Consider the following 19,293-nt stretch of genomic DNA (forward strand, 5'->3'; position numbering starts at 1 on the left):
CTATTCCCGTTCCTCGAGCCAGTTGAGCATCACCTGCGTCAATGCCTCACGCAGATCGTCGCGCGCGACGGCGTCGATCACCTCGCCGACGAAGGCCTGGATCAGCAGCGCCTCGGCTTCCTTTTCCGGAATACCGCGCGCCATCAGATAGAACTTCAACTGATCGTCCAGCGCGCCGGTGGTGGTGCCGTGTCCGCATTGAACGTCGTCGGCGAAAATCTCGAGCTCCGGCTTGCAATTGGCGACGGCCTCGTCAGACAGGAGCAGCGCCCTCGCCATCATCCTGGCATCGGTCTGCTGCGCGCCGGGCTGCACCGTGATCCTGCCCTGGAACACGGCCCGAGCCTCATCGTCCACGACCGCCTTGAAGACTTCCCGGCTCTGCGAACCAGCGGCGACATGGTCGACGACGAGCGTGGTGTCTGCATGTTGGCGGCCGGCCAGAAGGCTTCCCTGATGCACATCGGCGATGGCACCCTCGCCCGCCAGCTTCACAAAAAGCTGATTGCGCACCACGGCACCACCGATGGTGAAGCCGAAATCGCGATAGCTCGCGCCCGCCCCGGTCGAGGCCTCGAGCGTCGAGATATGCAGCGCAGCTGCGCCTTCGCCGGTGATCTTGACGTGGTCCAGACGGGCCCTGTCTCCGACATCCACCTGCAAGGCCGCATTGATCTGGTAGTCTGACTGGTCCGGACCCTCATGGGTCTCGACGAGCGTGAGGACCGCACCGCTGCCGAGCTCCAGCCGCGACCGCGTGAACGTCGCGGCGGGCGTACCGCCCGTGGTCACGAAGACGAGATGGATCGGCCGCTCCACGACGACACCCGGGGCGACCGTGATCACGACACCGTCGGCGGCGAGTGCGGTGTTGAGCGCGGCGACCGGATCGCCTCCGGCCATATCGAGCGGCAGAACCATTTCGTCCGCTCCCAGCGCCTCGACCGTCGCGCGAACGACGACGCCGGGTTCGAGCCCGGCGAGATCGGAGAGTTCGGGCGCGAAGGCGCCGTCGACGATCAGCAGTCGCCGGAGGCCGAGGCCAGCGAAAACCGCACCCGCCTCGCGAGCGACACTCCTGGCTGCCGCATCGGAGCGCGGAGCCAGCGGCTTGGCATCACGCAGCAGGCGCCGCAGATCAGTATACCTCCAGGCCTCGGTGCGGGAATGCGGCAGGCCTTGCGCCGCGAAGCGGTCGAAGGCATCGCGCCGGACCGCCCCGATCTTGTCCCCGCCGGGCAGACTCTCGCGCACGGCCGCGAACAGATCGGCGAATCCGATCTCGGCAGCGGTCTTGACGGAACGGACCTCGGCATTCATGGGATCACGCCGCCTCGCTCTGATACTGCGCGTAGCCCGTCGCCTCCAGTTCGAGCGCGAGATCCTTGCCGCCGGTCTTGACGATGCGGCCTGCGGCCAGAACATGCACGACGTCGGGCACGATGTAGTCGAGCAACCGCTGATAGTGCGTGATCACGATCATGCCGCGATCGGCCGCACGCAGGCGATTGACGCCGTCGGCGACGATGCGCAGCGCGTCGATGTCGAGGCCGGAATCGGTCTCGTCCAGCACGCACAGTTTGGGCTCCAGCAGCGCCATCTGAAGCGTCTCGTTACGCTTCTTCTCGCCGCCGGAGAAACCGACATTGAGCGGCCGCTTCAGCATCTCAGGGTCGATGCTGAGCTGCTTGGCGAGCTCGCGCACCCGCTTCAGCACGTCGGGCGAGGACAATTCCTCTTCGCCACGCTTCTTGCGCTGGGCATTGAGCGCCGTCCGCAGGAACGTCAGTGTTGCGACACCGGGAATTTCGAGCGGGTATTGGAAGGCCAGGAACAGCCCTTTTGCCGCCCGCTCGTCCGGGTCCATGGCAAGGAGATCCTCGCCGTTGAAGAACACCTCGCCGCCGGTGATCTCGTAGCCCGGCTTGCCCGACAGCACATAGGACAGCGTCGACTTGCCGGCGCCGTTCGGACCCATGATGGCGTGGATCTCGCCCTTGTTCACGGCGAGGTCGAGCCCGTTGAGAATCTGGCGGCCGTCGATCTCGGCCTTGAGCCCGCGGATATCGAGGAGCGCCGTCATCACACTTCTCCTTGCCTGGTAGGTCCAAAGACAGTCATCCGACGCTCCCTTCGAGCGAGATCGAGATCAGCTTCTGCGCTTCCACGGCGAACTCCATCGGCAGCTGCTGCAGCACGTCCTTGACGAAGCCGTTGACGACGAGGCCGACCGCCTCCTCCTGGCTGAGCCCGCGCTGGATGCAGTAGAACAGCACGTCCTCGGAGATCTTCGACGTGGTCGCCTCGTGCTCGAACGTCGCCGACGAGTTCTTGGCCTCGATGTACGGCACGGTGTGCGCGCCGCATTTGTCGCCGATCAAGAGCGAATCGCAGGCCGTGAAGTTGCGCGCCCCTAGCGCCTTGCGGTGCGCCGTGACGAGGCCGCGATAGGTGTTCTGCGACCTGCCGGCGGCGATGCCCTTGGAGATGATCCGGCTCGTCGTGTTCTTGCCGAGATGGATCATCTTGGTGCCGCTATCGACCTGCTGATAGCCGTTCGAGATCGCGATCGAGTAGAACTCGCCGCGGGAATTGTCGCCGCGAAGGATGCAGCTCGGATATTTCCAGGTGATCGCAGACCCGGTCTCGACCTGGGTCCAGGAGATCTTGGAATTGTTGCCGCGGCAGTCGCCACGCTTGGTGACGAAATTGTAGATGCCGCCCTTGCCTTCCGAATTGCCCGGATACCAGTTCTGCACCGTCGAATATTTGATCTCGGCGTCGTCATGGGCGACGAGCTCGACCACGGCGGCGTGCAGCTGGTTCTCGTCGCGCTGCGGCGCGGTGCAGCCTTCGAGATAGGAGACGTAGGCGCCCTTGTCGGCGATGATCAGCGTGCGCTCGAACTGGCCGGTGTTGCGCTCGTTGATGCGGAAATAGGTCGACAGCTCCATCGGGCAGCGCACACCCGGCGGCACGTAGACGAACGAGCCGTCGGAGAACACCGCCGAGTTCAGCGTCGCGTAGAAATTGTCCGAGGTCGGCACCACCGAGCCCAGATACTTCTGCACCAGCTCGGGGTGCTCGCGGATCGCCTCCGAGATCGGCATGAAGATCACGCCGGCCTTCTTCAGCTCGGCCTTGAACGTGGTTGCGACCGAGACCGAATCGAACACCGCGTCGACCGCGATCTTGCGGCGAGCCGGATCCTCTTCGCCGGGCTTGGGCTCGACGCCCTCGAGCATGGCGACTTCCCGCAAGGGGATGCCGAGCTTCTCGTAGGTCTTCAGGATCTCCGGATCGATCTCGTCGAGCGAGGAGATCGTCTTCTTCGGCTTCGGCGCCGCGTAATAATAAAGGTCCTGGAAGTCGATCCTGGGATAGTCGACGCGGGCCCAGGTCGGCTCCGTCATGGTCAGCCAGCGCCGATAGGCTTCCAGCCGCCAGTGCAGCATCCAGGCGGGCTCGTTCTTCTTCTCGGAGATGAACTTGACGGTTTCTTCCGACAGACCCTTGGGGGCCTTGTCGGACTCGATCAGGGTCTCAAACCCATAACGATACTGGTCGACGTCGATGCCGCGAACCTGTTCGATGGTTTCCTGAACCGCCGCCATCTACCGCTCCGTCCGCGAATGAGATTTCCAGTCCGCCAGCCTCGACCGCGCCATGGAGGTGCCTCAGGCCGGAATACAGGTGTCGGGCACCGGACAGACGGCCGCGCATTGCGGCGTGTCGAAACTCCCTTCGCACTCCGTGCACTTCTTGGGATCGATGACATACATGTCGCGCTTGAGGCTGATCGCCGCGTTCGGGCATTCGAACTCACATGCGCCGCAAACCGTGCATTGCGAGGCGACAATCTTGTAAGACATGTGTTCCGACTCCTTGAGCAGACGATGCCGTCGGACACCTTCTTTCAAGCGCCGTGCCAACCCTGAAGGGTCTGAAATTCAAGCGTAATCTTGTGCGAAGCCGGTTGTCGTGGCCCCGACAGCATGTCGCATCTGCGACAGTCGCCGTCAGAGCCGCTTGACCTCGATGCCGTGCTTCTTCAGCGCGTAGCCGATCTGCCGCGGCGTCAGGCCGAGCAGGCGCGCGGCCTTGGCCTGGACCCAACCCGACTTCTCCATGGCCGCGATGACGCTCTCACGCTCCGCCACGCTCCCGGTCGACGACAGGCTGGAAGCGCTCGCCGCTGGCGCCAGCGGCTCAACGGCCGACGGAGGGGGGCCGGCGCCCCTCTCGCGCGCAGCGGAGGCCGGAAGGACCGAGAGCGGGACGATGGGCAACGAGCGCTGCGGCACGCCCTCGGATGCACCGTTCCACAACATGGCCGACAGGCACTGGCTGTGACAGCACGCGAAGTCGTTCCTGACGATCTCCGGGCCTGGCGCCAGCGTCGCCGTACGCTGCACGCAATTCTCCAGCTCCCGCACGTTGCCCGGAAAGCCGCAGCTCATCAGAACCTCGATCGCATGCCGATCGAAGGACAGCGCGCGGCCATTCTCGGTGTTGAAGTTCTTCAGGAATTCGTTGGCCAGCAACGGAATATCGCTGCGCCGCTCGCGCAGGGGCGGCAGCATCATCGGAACCACGCTGATCCGGTAATAGAGGTCGGCGCGAAATTCGTTGCGCGCGACGGCTTCCTCCAGGTTGCGGTTGGTCGCGGCGATGACGCGAACATCGACCTTGAGCGTCTGGTTGCCGCCGACGCGCTCGAACTCCTGCTCCTGGAGCACGCGCAAGAGCTTGGCCTGGAACGAGGCGGATATCTCGCCGATCTCGTCCAGGAACAGGGTGCCCTTGTCGGCCAGCTCGAACCTGCCCTTCCGTGAATTGAGCGCGCCGGTGAAGGCGCCCTTCTCATGGCCGAATAGCTCGGACTCCAGCACCGATTCCGGCAGAGCCGCGCAGTTGATCTTGACGAACGGACGTTTGGCCCGCGGCGAGAGCTCGTGAATCGCCTTCGCGATCAGCTCCTTGCCAGTGCCGGATTCACCCCGCAGCAGGACGGTCGAGTTCGACTTGGCCACGACCGCGATCTTCTCCAGCAGCCCGCGCAGCGCCGGACTGTCGCCGATGATGCCTTCGACGTGAACCTTGCGGCGATCGCGCGCAGGCTTGAGCTCGGATAGTTCCTTCTGAAGGCGGTAGCTCTCATGCATCAGCCGTTCGCGATCCTGCGCGACGATCCGATGCAGCTTCACGGTCTGGCCGACGAGATTGGCGACCATCGTCAGCAGACGCACGTCGGAATCGAGCCGGTACATCGATCGCTCGTCCCAAACCCTGTCGACCGTCAGGGTGCCCACGACCTTGGCATCGCTACGGATCGGGACGCCAATGAACGATACGCGGATCGTCTCCGAGGCGCCGAGGGTGTTCACGTCCGCCGGGCTGAAGGCGGGATGGGTGGCAATGTTTTCTGCGACCAGCGGCATCGCGGTCGCGACGATCTGATCAACGGCCTTCTGCGGCAACCGCCCGCGATAGCGTTCGTCACTGCCTTCGCTCCATCCGGCCCCGACCGTGAGATCGGGGATGCCGTCGTCCGCGAGCAGCGCGACCACTCCATGGCGCATCTGGAGGAAGGATTGCAGGAGATTGACGACGTTCGCAAGCGTCGTCTCAAGCCGCGTCGGTGCCGTCAGTATCTTTGAGATCTCGAAGATGCCGGTCAGCGCGATCTCACTGATCGGTACGATCGGTGCCGTCTGATCGGCCCGGTGTCGTTCAAGCGAGGGAGCAGCATTCAGCATGACGGAATCTCCGTTGCCTGTTAGATCCTCCCGGCCGCGTTCTCTGGAATTTGTCTTATTCTCATTCATGTCGTGTCGAGAGTCGCGCTCAACTTGTCGGCATTGCTGCAAAAAGATTCCGTCGTACTTGCACGCTTTGTCATCCGTTTCACGGAATTTACTATCGCGATGCGCGACACGCTCGAGATCGAGATCTCCGCATTGATCCAGCGCAAATCCGCGAAACTTTTTCCGTGGCGGGCCGCTGCCGCCTGATTACACGTGCTGCCCTCCGTTGATCGGTACTTCCGCACCTGTGACGTAGCTGGCCGCCTCCGAGCAGAGGAAGAAGATCACCTTCGCGACCTCGTCCGGCGTGCCGACGCGATGCATCGGAATGATCGGCGCAAGTTGGGCCTCGGTCTCCGGCGACAGGATATCGGTCTTGATTTCGCCGGGAGCGATCGCGTTCACGCGAATTCCGAACGGCGCATAGTCGTGCGCCATCTCGCGGGTCAGGCACGCAAGCGCAGCCTTCGACGTCGCATAGGCGGTGCCGGCAAACGGATGCACCCGGGAGCCGACGATCGAGGTGACATTGACGATCGCGCCTGCAGCCAGCTTCAGCTCGTCGACGAGGCCCTGCGCAAACAGGACCGGCGCGAGCAGGTTGACGTGGAACACGCTCATCCAGGTCTCGACCGGCGTCGTCAGCGAGTTCAGCCGTGTGCCATCGTCCGCCTTGGGCGAAATGCCGGCATTGTTGATCAGTGCATTCAGCGGCCCGCCGTTGAGCCGCTCCTTGATCCCGGCGACCGCCCGCGGCAGCGCGCGATGATCGCTCAGTTCCACCTGCACATGGTTGTCCATCCCTGAATCCCAGGGGCACCGTTCACCGTCGAACGGTTGCCGGGAGCAGGTGATGATCCGCCAGCCGGCCTCCGAAAACAGCTTTCCCGTCGCATGGCCGATGCCGCGGGACGCGCCGGTCAGAACCAGCGTTTTGCGCTCGCCATGTTGTGCCCGCGACTTGTCGCCGTGAAACGGACACAGTGCGACATCGGGTGCCGATGTACCCGAAGGGGCACCATCGCGATCCAAAAGACCGAGCGTCATGTCAACTCCTCACGGCGTCCGGACGGACGCCAGACAATGACAACGGGAGCAACTTTGCAGGATTTGGGCCACGCTCCGCCGCTGGATCGCTGCGATTTTCGCGGCTGAATGTCGGCTTCGCGACACGCTGCCGGATTTGCGACATGCACGCGTGCGCTTTCGAACCAAGTGGCGCCGTCACGGCGCAAACCTCCTTCCCGAGTGCTGGCCAGCGGTTGAGAGCTGTTTTTCAATCATTCCAAATGGCCCGGCTCTTGCTCTCCTTGTTCCAAACCTGATCACATCTTGCTGTGCTTCCTCCGCAAACGTGGTTTCAAATGTCCCAGCCGAACCACCATCGACTCTTTGCCGTCATCCTCGGCACCAATGAGATCGCATCCGCGATCGGCATCCAACTCGTGCGCGCCGGATATTGCGTCGTGATGTCACACGATCCGGATCCGCCGGTGATCCGGCGCAAGATGGCCTTTCATGACGCGCTCTTCACGGACACCGTGCAGCTCGAGGACATTATCGCCGAGCGCGTCGACGACGGCGTGCAGGTCCATCAGGCGCTCCGTCGGCCGGCACAAATCCTGGTCACATGGCTCGGCCTGCTTGATCTGCTTCCGGTCCGCCACATTGACCTTCTGATCGATGCGCGTCTGCAGAAGCGCCGGATCACGCCCGACCTCAGGCGACTCGCCCGGCTCGCCATCGGTCTGGGTCCCGGCTTCTCGTCGAACTCCAATTGCGACATCGCGGTGGAGACCCGACCCGGCAAGATCGGGCTTGTCACCGATGCACGCTGGACCGACGCCGCCGATGGCGTTGCGAGTTCACTGGGTGATGTCGGCGCGGAACGCTTCGTCTATTCGCCGTTCGCAGGACGTTGGCACACGCCGGTCGAGATCGGCACCCGCGTCTACCGGGATCTCGTGCTCGGCCATCTCTCCGGCGTCCCCGTGCTCGCGCCACGCGACGGAATCCTGCGCGGCATCGCCCGCGACGGCAGCGAAGTGCCGGCCGGCGTCAAGCTGCTGGAGATCGATCCGCGCGGGCGGCACGCCCAATGGACCGGAACGGATCAGCGCGGGCGCGCCATTGCCAATGCAACAACCGCCGCCATCAAGCTCCACACCACACATCGCATCACGCAACGGAATCCGGCATGATCGTCTGCTCCTGCAACATCATCAGCGATCACGACATCAGGGGTGCGGTCGGCTCGACCGACGACGAGCTCTTTTCGGCCGCGCAGGTCTATGACTGCCTGGGCTGCACCGTCAGGTGCGGACGATGCTCCCAATCCGTGCGGCGGATCCTTGAGGAACAGCCGCCGCGCTGCGTACACGGGAGCGCTCTGATCGGCGATCCCCCTCCTGGTCTGGCGGAAGCCCGGCTGCGTTCGCTGAGCAGCCGCCCGGCACCGTGATCAGGTACGCGCAACAGGCGCCTGACTACTAACGCGCGATGCGATGAGGATGCGACGACGATGACTCTATGCCCTCGCCGCCGGCGTGGAGGCGGCGGAGCCGGCGGAATGTCGCACTGCCAGATCGTCGCGTTGTCGAGCTGAATCGCCAAGCCGTGTGGTGAACTCCACCAAGGTTGAAAGCATCGATCCAGAGCGATTGGCTGGACAGAACCAATCCGGCTACGCGTGCCAGGCATGGCTTCCTATTGTTTGCTTCGGTTCTTGCTCGCGCCTCTGAGCGCGGGCGTCGCCGTTGTCGCAGGTGCAACGCCTGTCATCTGGATGCAGGTGAGGAGATCGACGTAGCTCTGGCTCCCGCCGCTTGTCGCTTCGCCCTCGCATACGTCGCGGACGGCGAGCTTCGTCGCTGCCCAGATCTCGCCGAGCTGCTGCTGCGCCGAGGTCTCGTCGCGCATGCAGTCGGAAAAGCTCTGCGGCAGTGCCAATGCCATCGCCTTGTCCGTCTCGGACGTCGCCTTGCACAAAGCTTCGACTTTCAGCTCCGGAACTTTATCCGAAACCTCTACCAAGGACGAGCTCGCCAGCAGCGCAAGCGAAAATATGGCCGCATTCATGTCTGTCTCCGCTCCCAATGCCGCCCTGGCTGCGCGGGCGGGCTCGGCCAGTCGAACATATCGTTCGGATCGGTACGATCGAATAGGTCCTGTCGCAACACGACAGTCTCTTGCAGCGGAAAGTGCCGCGGCGGTGCGGTTTGGGCGGTCGCCGTGACCTGTGTCGCGAAGCCAGTGGCAGCAAGAGCAAAGACGCGCGACGCAATCTGGTACATGCAAAGGTTCTCCGGCATGTTCGGTAAACGCAAGGAAGCCACGCCGGTCAAGAGCTTGCGTTGATCCAGATCAATGCCAGCGTGTGCTCAGAGATCGCGGCGCTGCGCGCTCCATCAATTGAGTGGGTCGATTCTCGTTCAGTAGCAGGATGTTGTTTCCCATCGTCGCGATCAATAACTGCGCCCCTCGAACGCGGAGCGCCTCAGGAATTCCTCCGCTGCCGCGCGCTCGCCAGCAGCACCAGCATGAACGACGCCGCCGTCATCAGCGTCGAGATCGCTGCAATGGTCGGGTCGATCTCGTCGCGCAGCGCGGTGAACATCCGCTTGGTCAGCGGCTGGTACTGGCCACCCGAGATGAACAAGGCGACGATGGTCTCGTCCATCGCCGAAATGAAGGCGAAGATGCCGCCGGTGATCACGCTGGACTTGATCTGCGGCAAGGTCACCGCGAAGAAGCTGCGCAGCCGGTTCATGCCCAGGCTGCGCGCCACCATCTCCTGCGCCGGATCGAAGCTCTGCAGGCCAGCCAGAACCGAGATGACGACGTAGGGCAGGCCCAGCATCACGTTCGCCAGCACCAGGCCCGGCATGGTCGCCACGAGGCCGACCCTGGCGTATACGAAGAAGATTCCGACCGCGATGATGATGATCGGCACCACCAGCGGCAGCAGCAGCGCCAGATGGATGATGCGCATGATGCGCAGCTTCGACTGGCTGATGGCATAGGCGGCGGCGACGCCGAGCGGCGTTGCAATCAGCACCGTCAGAAGTGCGAGCGTGAGCGTCACCCGCGTCGCCTGCATCCAGGCGGGATTGGCGAAATATTGCTGATACCAGCGCAGCGAGAACGAGGGTGGCGGGAAGGTCAGGAACCGCGCGCTGGAGAACGAGATCGGCGCGATGATCAGGACCGGCAGGATCAGATAGACCAGCACCAGGGCGCTGACCACATAGAGCGCGATCCGTACGGGCGAGAGGCGCGTCATTTCTGCCCCAGGATGCGATCGAGCGCGACGAAGCGGCTGACGACCACGAAGATCAAGAGCACGCCCAGAAGCAGCACCACGGCCACGGCGCTTGCGGCGCCGAACTGGTTGTAGAGCTCGACATTTCGGCTGACCAGCATCGACACCATCACCGTTCGGCCGCCGCCGAGCAGCTCCGGCGTGATGTAGAAGCCGAGGCAGAGCACGAACACCATGGTGCAGCCCGCAAGCACACCTGGCAGCGACAGCGGCAGGAAGACCCGCACGAAGGTCAGCGACGGGCTGGCACCGAGGCTGGCGCCGGCCTGCATCAGATCGCCGGGGATCTTCTGCATGGTGGCGTAGAGCGGCAGCACCATGAACGGCAGCAGAATGTGCACGGTTGCGACGACCGTGCCGAACGTGTTGTGGACCAGCGCGAGCGGTTCGCTGATGACGTCGAGATAGCGCAGAAACTGGTTGATCACGCCGGACCGCTGCAGCAGTGCCAGCCAGGCATAGGAGCGGACCAGCACGCTGGTCCAGAACGGCAGCACGACCAGCGACAGGATCAGGATGCTCCATCCCTTCGGCACGGAGTTGGCGAGATACGCCACGGGATAGCCGAGCAGCAGCGCGATGACGGTCACCGCGAGGCTGATCTCGAAGGTCAGCGCGAAGCTGCGCCAGTAGATGGCCTCGGTGAAGACGCGGCGGTAATGTTCCAGCGTTAAGCCGTCCTGATAGACCGATTGCCAGGCCAGCCAGCCGACCGGCAGCACGATCAGGAGCAGGATCACGAGCAGCGCCGGCGACACCAGCGCCAACATCAGCCCGTTCTCGCGGCGCCGATGCTGCTCCGATGGATCGGACACTGATCTCTTCAACGCTGCCTCGCTGCTCTCGGTTGCTGCACCTCTCCCACAGGCGGGAGAGGGAGAGGAGAATCGATGCCGATGCTCCTCCGGCTCATCTCTCCGCTCGTCCTACTTCTGCAGGAACGACGCCCAGCGCTTCTCGGCCGCTTCGCCGGCCGGCGAGGACCACCAGGCGTAGGACATCAGCGCCTGCCTGGCTGCATTCGCCGGCTCGCTCGGCAATTGTGCGGCGCGCTCCGGCTTGATCACGCCGGTCTCGAATGCCCTGGGATTGCCCGGGCCGTAGTCGATGTGGAGCGGCAGATTGGCCTGGTGCACGGGGTCGACGGCCTCGTTGAGGAACTTCACGGCCGTGTCGAGGTTCGGTGCGCCCTTGAGGATGCAGAGCGAGGTGCTCTGCAAGATGCCCTGATTGTAGGTGAAGGCGACCTTGGCACCTTCCTTGGCGAGCGCGCTGACGCGGCCGTTCCAAGCCATCTCGATATCGACCTCGCCGTCGTTGAGCAGCTGCGCCGACTGCGCGCCCGAGGTCCACCACACCGTGATGTGCGGCTTGATCTCCTCGAGCTTCTTGAAGGCACGGTCGACGTCGAGCGGATAGAGCTTGTCCGGCGGGACGCCGTCGGCCATCAGCGCCGCCTCGAGCGTGGCGATCGGGTGGTTGCGCAGTGCCCGGCGGCCGGGGAATTTCTTGACGTCCCAGAAATCGGCCCAGCTGTTCGGCGCGTCCTTCGGGAAGGCCTTCTGGCTGTAGGCCAGCACGCTCGAATAGAATTCGTAGGAGATCGAATAGGGGCTACGATAGGCCTCCGGCATCGCCGCCGCGTTCGGGATCCTGGAGAAGTCGAGCTTCTCGATCAGCCCCTGCTCGCCACCGCGCAGGCAATAGCCGGTTGGCGTGTCGACCACGTCCCAGATCGGCTTGCCGCTACCGACCTGGGTCTTGATCGCAGGCCAGGCATCGGGAATGGAATCCTGGTTGATGGTGATGCCGAGCTTCTTGGCGGAGGGATCGAGGATCGCCACCGTCTGCGCCTGCTGATAGGCGCCGCCCTGCGAGACGAAGGTGATCTGCTCGGCGGCAGCCGCCGCCGTGCCGCCGAGGGCAATTGCGCCCGCTAAGGCACAGCCCAGTCCAAAAGTCCGTGTCGTCGTCATCCTCGCCTCCTCCATCGCCAAAACAATGTCACTGACCGATCGCGTCGAGAAACTGATACCAGCCGGCGACCATGCGGACGGCCGGCTCGCGCAGCGGGTAGAACGGGATCGCTCTCATGCGCCGCGCATCGAGCAGCGCCAGCTCGGGCGTCTCGCCGCGCACGAGGGCGGCCAGATAGCGGCCCATCAGGCTCGACATCGCGACGCCGGCGCCGTTGTAGCCGACCGAGAACAGCGTGCGGTCGTCGAGCCGGCCGATATGCGGCACCGAATCCAGCGTCATGCCGACGAGTCCGGACCATGTGTAGGCGAGCGGAACGTCGGCGAGATCGGGGAAGATGCCGACCATGGCCTTGCGCAGCGCGTCGAATGCGGCTTGCGAGTCCTGCTTGCCGAAGGCGCCGCGGCCGCCGAAGATCACGCGGTTGTCGACCATGCGGAACCAGCGCATCATGCGCTTGGTCTCGGTGTAGGTGCGGCCCGTCGGCATCAGCTTTCCGGCGAGGTTACGCGGCAGCTCGTCGGTTGCGATGATGGCGCTGCGGAACGGGATCAGCGTGCGCTGCAGACGCGCCGTCGCACCGGTGAGGTCGGAATAGCTGTTGGTGGCGATGATCGCCTGCCTGGCCCGCACGGCGCCTCGCGGCGTTTCGGCGACGATGCCGTCGGTGTCCCGCCGGAGCTTCATCACGGGCGATTCCTGAAAGATCGGAACGCCGCTGCGCGCCAGGCCGTCGGCGAGGCCGCGCAGATAGTTCAGCGGATGAATGCCGCCCGAGCCTGGGTTGAGCACGCCGCCGACGAAGATGTCGGAGCCGGTCTCCTCGCGCACGCCGCCCCTGTCGAGGATGCGGACCTCGGCCGAGCCCATCTCGCGCGTCATCCAGTTGGCCTCGTCGATCGCGGCCCGCAGCGTCGTCTCGTTGTGCGCGGCCTTGACCTGGCCGGTGCGCGTCAGGTTCGCGCTGGTGATGCCGAATTCGGAGACCAGTTCCTCGACGATGTCGGTCGATTCATGCGCGATCTCGTACATGCGCCGCGCCATATCGCGGCCATGCACGGCGTCGATCTGCCGGAACGACAGCCGGAATTTCGCGGTGATCACCCCGCCGTTGCGTCCGCTCGCGCCCCAGCCGGGACGGTTGGCTTCCAGCACGACCGGTGACAGGCCGCTTTGGGCGATGTGGTGCGCAGCGGACAGGCCGGTATAGCCCGCACCGATGATCACCACGTCCGCCTGATGCTCGCCCGCGAGCACCGGAAAGTCGCGCGCCGGCTCCGCCGTGGCGGCCCACAGCGAGTTGGCCGATGGCAGCGCGCTCCACTCCCCTGTCATGCCCGCGCTCACATCCTTACGCCGCCGGCCCGATGGCCGCATCGGCCAGCGCCTTCAAGGTCGGGAAATGGAAGTCCGGCCGGGTCAACGTCTCCACGGCCGGCGTGCCGCCGAAACCGGCGATGCCCTGGCGGCGCTCGATCCAGCACACCTTGTAGCCGAGCTTCCGGGCGATTCCGATGTCGTGATACTGGCTCTGCGCGACGTGCAATATGTCGGACTGCTTGTAGCCGAAGGCGGACTGCCGCCCCTTGTTGTAGGCGAAGAACTCGGGGTTCGGCTTGGCAACGCCGGTATCGTCGGCGCATACGGTGTCGTCGAAGGGATCGCCGAGTGCATGGGCGTAGGCGGACAGCGCGACGCGGTCGGCGTTGGTCATCGCGACCAGGCGGAATCTGGTGCGCAGGCGCTTCAGGGCCTCGACGGAATCGGCGAAGGGGCCCCAGCGCAGCACCGAGAGCTGGAACGCATCGCAGGCGGCATCATCGGCCGGCAGACCAAGCTCCTGGGCGAGATGGCGATAGACGTGGAACATCGCCTCGCTCGAGCGCCCATAATGCTTGTCGCGGCCGCGCTTGTACGGCTCGAATATCCGGTCGTCGCTGAGTTCGGCCGGGGTCTTGCCCGAAATCCGGCGCACCGCGGCGAGGACGCCACTCTCGAAATCGATCAAGGTGCCGACGACGTCGAAGGTGAGGACCTTGAAATGGCTGAATGCGGCTGGGGTGGACATGGTCGTTTCTTCTCTCGGTTGAGCGGGCGTGGGTTCAGTCCACCCGGGGCACGACGATGGTGTCTTCGGGGTGGAGGGTGACGGTGAGGCCGCCGCCGAGCGGCGGAATCCGGCTGTAGGCCTGGTGATAGGCCGGCTGGCGCAGGCTGAGCTCGATGCCGCCTTCCAGCGCCAGGAAGATGCGCAGGCTCTCGCCCTGATAGACGATGTCGGTGACCGTCCCGGTCAGCCGGTTGCAGGCGGGATCCTGCGCGCCGTCGTCGATCAGCAGCTTTTCGCTGTGCACCGCCAGCATCAGGGCGTCGCCATCGGGAAGCGCGCGCGCACTGCGCAGCAGCACATTGCCGAGTGCGACACTGGAGGTGTCGACGCGACGGACCGGGAGCATGGTCGCCTCGCCGATGAAGCTGGCCACGAAGGAATCGGCGGGATGGTCGTGCAGCCGCTCGGGCGTGTCGATCTGGATCAGCCGGCCGTCCTTCATCACGGCGACGCGGTCGCTCATGGTCAGCGCCTCGCGCTGGTCATGCGTGACATAGATGATGGTGGCACCGATGCGCTTGTGCAGCGCCCGCAGCTCGATCTGCATGGATTCGCGCAGCTGCTTGTCGAGCGCCGACAGCGGCTCGTCCATCAGGATCAGGCGCGGCTCGAAGATCATCGCGCGCGCCAGGGCCACGCGCTGGCGCTGGCCGCCCGAGAGCTGCGCGATGCCGCGCTCCTCATAACCGGCGAGCCCCACCATCGCGAGCGACGCACGCACCTTCTCCGGCCAGGTCGCCTTGGGCAGCCGCCGCGCGCGCAACGGAAAGGCGACATTCTCGCCGACGCTCATATGCGGGAACAGCGCGTAGTTCTGGAACACGACCCCGATGTCGCGCTTGTGCGGCGGCATGTAGGTGACGTCCCGGCCGCCGAAATGGATCGAGCCCGACGATGGCAGGATGAAGCCGCCGAGAATGCCGAGCAGCGTGGTCTTGCCGGAACCTGAGGGACCAAGCAGCGAGACGAACTCGCCGGCACCGACATCGAGGGACACGTCGTCCAGGGCGCGAACGGCGCCATACGCCTTGCTCGCGGACCTGATCTCGACGCTTTCCGCTCGCTTGTCCAACGACCGACCTCACCCATCCCTGCAATGGCGTGCCTCACTGCGCGCCATAAGCCTGCTTTATAGACAGGGATTCTGAGCACTCACGGCTGAAGCGTGCAGTGCACCTAACCTTCTCTCGCGAGCCCTGTCTTTAGGCTGTGATGCCAATGACAACAGACTTGGCAAAACCCGGCAATTGCCAAATTATTACGGGCCTCATAACATGACGTTATGCCTGAGTTGCGCCGGATGCTGCCGTCCAGTAACGCCCTGTTCGTCTTCGACGCAGCGGCGCGCAATGGCAGCTTCACCGCGGCAGCCGCCGAATTGAACGTCACGCAACCGGCGGTGAGCCGCATGCTCGGTCAGCTCGAGGAGCATCTCGGCGTGCGCCTGTTCGACCGCACAGCGGGACGCGCGGTGCTCACCGAGGACGGCGAGCTGCTCTATCGCCGCGTGCTCGAGGGCTTTCGCAGCATCGAGAGCGGGCTCGTCGAGATCGAGCGGCGCCGCAAGGGCACCGAGACGGTGACGCTGTCGGTCTCGTCCGCCTTCACCACACACTGGCTGATGCCGCGCATCGACAAGCTGCAGAAGCAGTTCCCGCAAGCCGATCTGCGCTTCCAGCTCATCTCTGGTGCGCTACGCGGACCGGTGGAGAACGTCGATCTCGGCATGCGCTTCCGCGATCGCGACGAGCCGTCATCCGGCGGCACCTTGGTGATGAAGGAAGTCATGCTGCCCATGTGCAGCCCGGGCTATCTCGGCGAGACCGATCCAACGGAGGGCAACACCATCATTCGTCTCGCCGAGACGCCGGGCGACTGGGCCGCGGATTACGCCTCGCTGCTCACCGGGCGCCGCGGCGCGGCCAAAGCGCTGAGCTTCACCGACTATGCCGTCGTGGTGCAGGCTGCGCTGCTCGGTCAGGGCATTGCGCTCGGCTGGCTGACGGTCACCTCGCATTGGCTGCTCACCGGCGCGCTGGTGCCGGCCTCCGACACGCTCACCACCACGCGCCGCATCTGCGAATTCCTGCCGCCGCGCAACCGGCCGATGCGCCCGATCGCCGCCGAGATCCGCGACTGGATCACCGCGCAGATGAAGAGCGAGATCGCCGCGATCGATCGGCTTTATCCGAAGCTCGGCGCGATGGCTGCGTGCTATTGAGGTGATCGCGCGGATCGTACTGCCGCTCGGCTGGCTCTGGTTTTGATTCTCGCATCGCAGACCGAGCCGAACGGAGTCCGGCATTGACCTGACGCTCCGAGAGGTGCGGGTGGAGCACGGCAAATGATCGGGGCGCGCCCATAAAGCCTTGCTTCACTTCAGATAGCTCGCAAGATTCAGGCTCAAGATCTTCCCGAGAGCAGAATAGGACGCCGTGAGTTGCGTCTGGTAAGTCGAAAGCTGCGCCGTGATGGCGGCGACGTCGACGCTGGTCAGGTCATTCGACAAGGTCTCCGCATAGCTCTTGTACTCGGCCTGGCGAGCGCTCGCGGTCTCGATCGAGGACGACGAGCTCGACAGCTTTGCCTGCACGGCGGCGGTGTCGTCGAGCGCCGTGCTGGCGAGGTCGAGCGCGCTGGTGATGTCCGAAGACGACAGCGTGGTGCTGTTGGCAACGAACTTCAGCACGCGCATCACCTCCTCGAACGCCGAATTGTCCGCGGTGACGCCGTATGATACGGTTTCGTCGTCGGCGACCCGCACCGAAGCGATTTCGTTGTCGCCATTGTAATAGCTGGTGTCCGCAGTCGTGGTCGAACCAGTGCCGGACGAAAAGCCCGTGAGATCGACCGGTGCGGTGTCCGTCTTGCCGCCGGCGAAGACGTACTGGCCGTCATATTGCGTGTTCATCAGCGAGCCCATCTGCTCCAGCATCTGCTGAGCGGAGCTGATCACCGAATTCACCTCGGTCGAACTTCCCGTCGAGGCGGCGGTGAGCTGGGACCGGAGCTGGGTGAGGATGTCCGTCACCGAGCCGACCGCCGAATACATCACCTGGACCTTGCTGTCGGCGAGCGTGGCGGCATCGATATAGGATTGCGCGCGCGTCACCGAAACCTGGAGGTTGACGACGTGCTGCGCATCCGAGCCGTAGCCGCCGAAATCGGTCGAGACGACGCCAGAGGATTCCTGGATCTGCATGTTGGCCATGACCGATTCCACGCGCATCGCGTCGGCGATCATCCGGTTCGACTGGGCGAAGGTGGCAACCCGCATCGCGACCATCAGCGCGCCCCCGCTACGTCGACTGCACGGCGGTGAGCATCGCCGAGTACATGGAGTTGATGGCCTGGATCAGGGCTGACGCCGCCGAATATTTGTTCTGAAGCGTGCTCAGATTGGCTGACTCTTCGTCGAGGTTGACGCCGGACTGCGACGCCAGCGAGTTCGCGTAGGTCGACTGAGCGGTTTCCTTGGCCGTGTAGTCGGTAGACGCCTGCGAGGCCTTGCTGGAGACGTCGGACACGATGGCCGAGGCGTAGTCGGCCAGCGAACCCGTGGTGGCGGCAAGCCCGCCGGTCGACGCGAAAGTCCGCGAGTCCGTCAGCGCATCGTACAAGGCATTGACCACGGTGGCCGAGCCCGACGACAGCACCGAACTGCCGACCGTCAGGCTCGAAGACGAATCCAGCGTCGCGAGCTGCAGTTCGTTCGTCCCGGACAGGATCTTGCTGTTGACCGCGATGTCCGAGGCACTCGTTCCGGTCACGAGATCATTGAGGCCGAAATATTCGGAGACTCCCTCGCTGGAGCTTCCGACCGAGCTCGTCATCTCGTTGATGGCGACGCCGTTGCCGGAGCCGGTCGCCGTGATCGAGAGATGGCCGTCCGAATCGACCGAGGCGAACAAGCCGGAAATGCCGTTGATGGCGGTGACGAGATCGCCGACCGTGGCGTAGGACGACAGGTCGAGATCGGCGTAGGAGACCAGGTTGCCGCTCTGGTCGGTGGCCGCGATACGCACCGAGCCAGAGGCGGACAGGGCAGAACTGCTCGTGACGGCCGTCGTCCCGGTCAGGCTGGTCGGCGCCGGCACCGAAGAGGCGCTGTTCGAGACGCTGTTCATCACGGACGCAAGCTGCTGCGCCAGCTGGTCGAGCTGGGACTGCGCGTCCGGCAAAGTGTCGTCACGGAGCGTGATGAGTGCGCCGATGTCCCCACCGGTGATCTGGGAGGTGATGTCCACTCCGTTCACGGTGATCGCGCTGAAGCCGCTCGACGAGGAGCCGGCGGTGTAGGTCGTCGACGCCGTCACATTGGCGGCCGCCGTATAGCTGATCGTATGCGCGGAAGAGTCCACCAGCGCCTGGCCTGACGTGGTGTAGATCTGGAGATCGCCGTTCGACGCCGTGAAATAGCTGATGTTCATCTTCGAGGCGAGGTCCTGGAGCGCGGTATTGCGCTGGTCCTCGAGATCAGAGGTCGACTGGCCGGTCGCCGCCGTCTGCTTGATCTGAGCATTGAGGTCCGCGATCTGCTCCAGGTCCGCGTTGACGTCGTCGATCGACGAGGAGATGTCCTGGTCGGCATCCGACCGGAGCTTCTGGATCCCGCTCGAGGTCTCACGCAGCTGGCTGGCAACGTCATCCAGCGCACTGACGACGTTGGATTGCAGCGAGGCGCTGCTCGGCGTGCTCGCCAGCGACGACAGCGCCGACTCCAGCGAGGCGATGCTGTTGGCGAGTGAGGTCCCCGACGACGAATCGCCGCTGCTGCTGATCGAGCCGTAGAGCTTCTGGAGCGACGTCAGATAGGTACTGGTGGTGTCGGCCGCGCCGAGATCGGAATCCGCGCTAACCAGCGACTTCAACAGCAGCTTGTCCACCGTCGAGGTGATACCCGTCACCGTGACGCCGGTACCGACGCCGTTGGTGACGCTGCTCGACTGGGTCGCGGACTTCTTGGTATAGCCGGTCGTATCGGCGTTCGAAATATTCGACGACGTCACGCTGATCTGCACGGACGTCGCGGACAATCCGCTGAAGGCGATCGATCGTGCGATGTCGAGCGACACGGC

At 64.4% G+C, this 19,293-nt stretch carries 19 protein-coding genes; 4 read left to right on the forward strand and 15 right to left on the reverse strand.

The window, feature by feature from the left end; translation table 11 throughout:
* The 5 genes from sufD to nifA all read right to left on the reverse strand — a co-directional run bounded on the left by sufD (position 1) and on the right by nifA (position 5,759).
* Complete coding sequence (gene sufD / locus FJV43_RS07490) at positions 1-1,320, reverse strand: Fe-S cluster assembly protein SufD (RefSeq protein ID WP_239625813.1); 1,320 nt, start codon at positions 1,318-1,320, stop codon at positions 1-3.
* Positions 1,321-1,324: 4 nt separating this feature from the next.
* Positions 1,325-2,083 carry a Fe-S cluster assembly ATPase SufC gene (sufC, locus tag FJV43_RS07495; RefSeq protein ID WP_131870817.1) on the reverse strand — a complete coding sequence of 253 codons (759 nt, stop codon included), beginning with the start codon at positions 2,081-2,083 and terminating at the stop codon, positions 1,325-1,327.
* 34 nt (positions 2,084-2,117) lie between these two features.
* A complete protein-coding gene (gene sufB / locus FJV43_RS07500) occupies positions 2,118-3,614 on the reverse strand; it encodes a Fe-S cluster assembly protein SufB (RefSeq protein ID WP_239625814.1) in 1,497 nt (498 codons plus the stop codon).
* Between the two features lie 63 nt (positions 3,615-3,677).
* On the reverse strand, positions 3,678-3,872 hold the full coding sequence (locus tag FJV43_RS07505) for a 4Fe-4S dicluster domain-containing protein (RefSeq protein WP_194392691.1): 195 nt from the start codon (positions 3,870-3,872) through the stop codon (positions 3,678-3,680).
* Positions 3,873-4,019: 147 nt separating this feature from the next.
* On the reverse strand, positions 4,020-5,759 hold the full coding sequence (nifA, locus tag FJV43_RS07510) for a nif-specific transcriptional activator NifA (protein WP_239625816.1): 1,740 nt from the start codon (positions 5,757-5,759) through the stop codon (positions 4,020-4,022).
* A gap of 93 nt (positions 5,760-5,852) precedes the next feature.
* Between nifA and FJV43_RS07515 the strand changes: the two genes are divergently transcribed.
* A complete protein-coding gene (locus FJV43_RS07515; protein ID WP_239625817.1) occupies positions 5,853-6,014 on the forward strand; it encodes a hypothetical protein in 162 nt (53 codons plus the stop codon).
* Here the strand turns inward: FJV43_RS07515 and FJV43_RS07520 are convergent, their stop codons facing one another.
* Positions 6,015-6,854 carry an SDR family oxidoreductase gene (locus tag FJV43_RS07520; RefSeq protein ID WP_239625819.1) on the reverse strand — a complete coding sequence of 280 codons (840 nt, stop codon included), beginning with the start codon at positions 6,852-6,854 and terminating at the stop codon, positions 6,015-6,017.
* A gap of 317 nt (positions 6,855-7,171) precedes the next feature.
* Between FJV43_RS07520 and FJV43_RS07525 the strand changes: the two genes are divergently transcribed.
* Together FJV43_RS07525 and FJV43_RS07530 are read left to right on the forward strand one after the other, a co-directional pair.
* On the forward strand, positions 7,172-8,008 hold the full coding sequence (locus FJV43_RS07525; protein ID WP_239625821.1) for a xanthine dehydrogenase: 837 nt from the start codon (positions 7,172-7,174) through the stop codon (positions 8,006-8,008).
* Positions 8,005-8,268, forward strand: a complete 264-nt coding sequence (locus FJV43_RS07530) for a (2Fe-2S)-binding protein (protein ID WP_239625823.1) — start codon at positions 8,005-8,007, stop codon at positions 8,266-8,268. Before FJV43_RS07525 ends, FJV43_RS07530 begins: the two co-directional genes overlap by 4 nt.
* A gap of 245 nt (positions 8,269-8,513) precedes the next feature.
* Here the strand turns inward: FJV43_RS07530 and FJV43_RS07535 are convergent, their stop codons facing one another.
* The 7 genes from FJV43_RS07535 to FJV43_RS07565 all read right to left on the reverse strand — a co-directional run bounded on the left by FJV43_RS07535 (position 8,514) and on the right by FJV43_RS07565 (position 15,287).
* Positions 8,514-8,885, reverse strand: a complete 372-nt coding sequence (locus tag FJV43_RS07535) for a hypothetical protein (protein WP_239625825.1) — start codon at positions 8,883-8,885, stop codon at positions 8,514-8,516.
* A gap of 418 nt (positions 8,886-9,303) precedes the next feature.
* A complete protein-coding gene (locus FJV43_RS07540) occupies positions 9,304-10,089 on the reverse strand; it encodes an ABC transporter permease (RefSeq protein WP_239625827.1) in 786 nt (261 codons plus the stop codon).
* Positions 10,086-10,898, reverse strand: a complete 813-nt coding sequence (locus tag FJV43_RS07545; RefSeq protein ID WP_239629349.1) for an ABC transporter permease — start codon at positions 10,896-10,898, stop codon at positions 10,086-10,088. The genes FJV43_RS07540 and FJV43_RS07545 overlap by 4 nt, the downstream gene beginning before the upstream one ends.
* Before the next feature lie 156 nt (positions 10,899-11,054).
* A complete protein-coding gene (locus FJV43_RS07550) occupies positions 11,055-12,104 on the reverse strand; it encodes an ABC transporter substrate-binding protein (RefSeq protein ID WP_239625829.1) in 1,050 nt (349 codons plus the stop codon).
* Between the two features lie 28 nt (positions 12,105-12,132).
* A complete protein-coding gene (locus FJV43_RS07555) occupies positions 12,133-13,440 on the reverse strand; it encodes an FAD-binding oxidoreductase (RefSeq protein WP_239625831.1) in 1,308 nt (435 codons plus the stop codon).
* Between the two features lie 16 nt (positions 13,441-13,456).
* Positions 13,457-14,173: an HAD family hydrolase gene (locus FJV43_RS07560; protein ID WP_239625833.1), complete on the reverse strand. Its 717-nt coding sequence runs from the start codon at positions 14,171-14,173 to the stop codon at positions 13,457-13,459.
* A gap of 34 nt (positions 14,174-14,207) precedes the next feature.
* Positions 14,208-15,287: an ABC transporter ATP-binding protein gene (locus tag FJV43_RS07565; protein ID WP_239625835.1), complete on the reverse strand. Its 1,080-nt coding sequence runs from the start codon at positions 15,285-15,287 to the stop codon at positions 14,208-14,210.
* Positions 15,288-15,497: 210 nt separating this feature from the next.
* Between FJV43_RS07565 and FJV43_RS07570 the strand changes: the two genes are divergently transcribed.
* A complete protein-coding gene (locus tag FJV43_RS07570) occupies positions 15,498-16,436 on the forward strand; it encodes a LysR family transcriptional regulator (protein WP_239625836.1) in 939 nt (312 codons plus the stop codon).
* A gap of 153 nt (positions 16,437-16,589) precedes the next feature.
* Here FJV43_RS07570 and FJV43_RS07575 read toward each other — a convergent pair whose 3' ends face one another.
* Both FJV43_RS07575 and flgK read right to left on the reverse strand, forming a co-directional pair.
* The gene (locus FJV43_RS07575) at positions 16,590-17,501 is read right to left on the reverse strand and encodes a flagellin (RefSeq protein WP_239625838.1); all 912 of its coding nucleotides are present in this window, start codon (positions 17,499-17,501) and stop codon (positions 16,590-16,592) included.
* A 13-nt stretch (positions 17,502-17,514) separates the two neighbouring features.
* Positions 17,515-19,290 (reverse strand): flagellar hook-associated protein FlgK, encoded by a 1,776-nt coding sequence (gene flgK, locus FJV43_RS07580; RefSeq protein WP_239625840.1) that lies wholly within the window; start codon positions 19,288-19,290, stop codon positions 17,515-17,517.
* Positions 19,291-19,293: the final 3 nt, after the last annotated feature.

It is taken from the genome of Bradyrhizobium sp. I71, assembly GCF_022354745.1.
Taxonomy (GTDB): Bacteria; Pseudomonadota; Alphaproteobacteria; order Rhizobiales; family Xanthobacteraceae; genus Bradyrhizobium; species Bradyrhizobium liaoningense.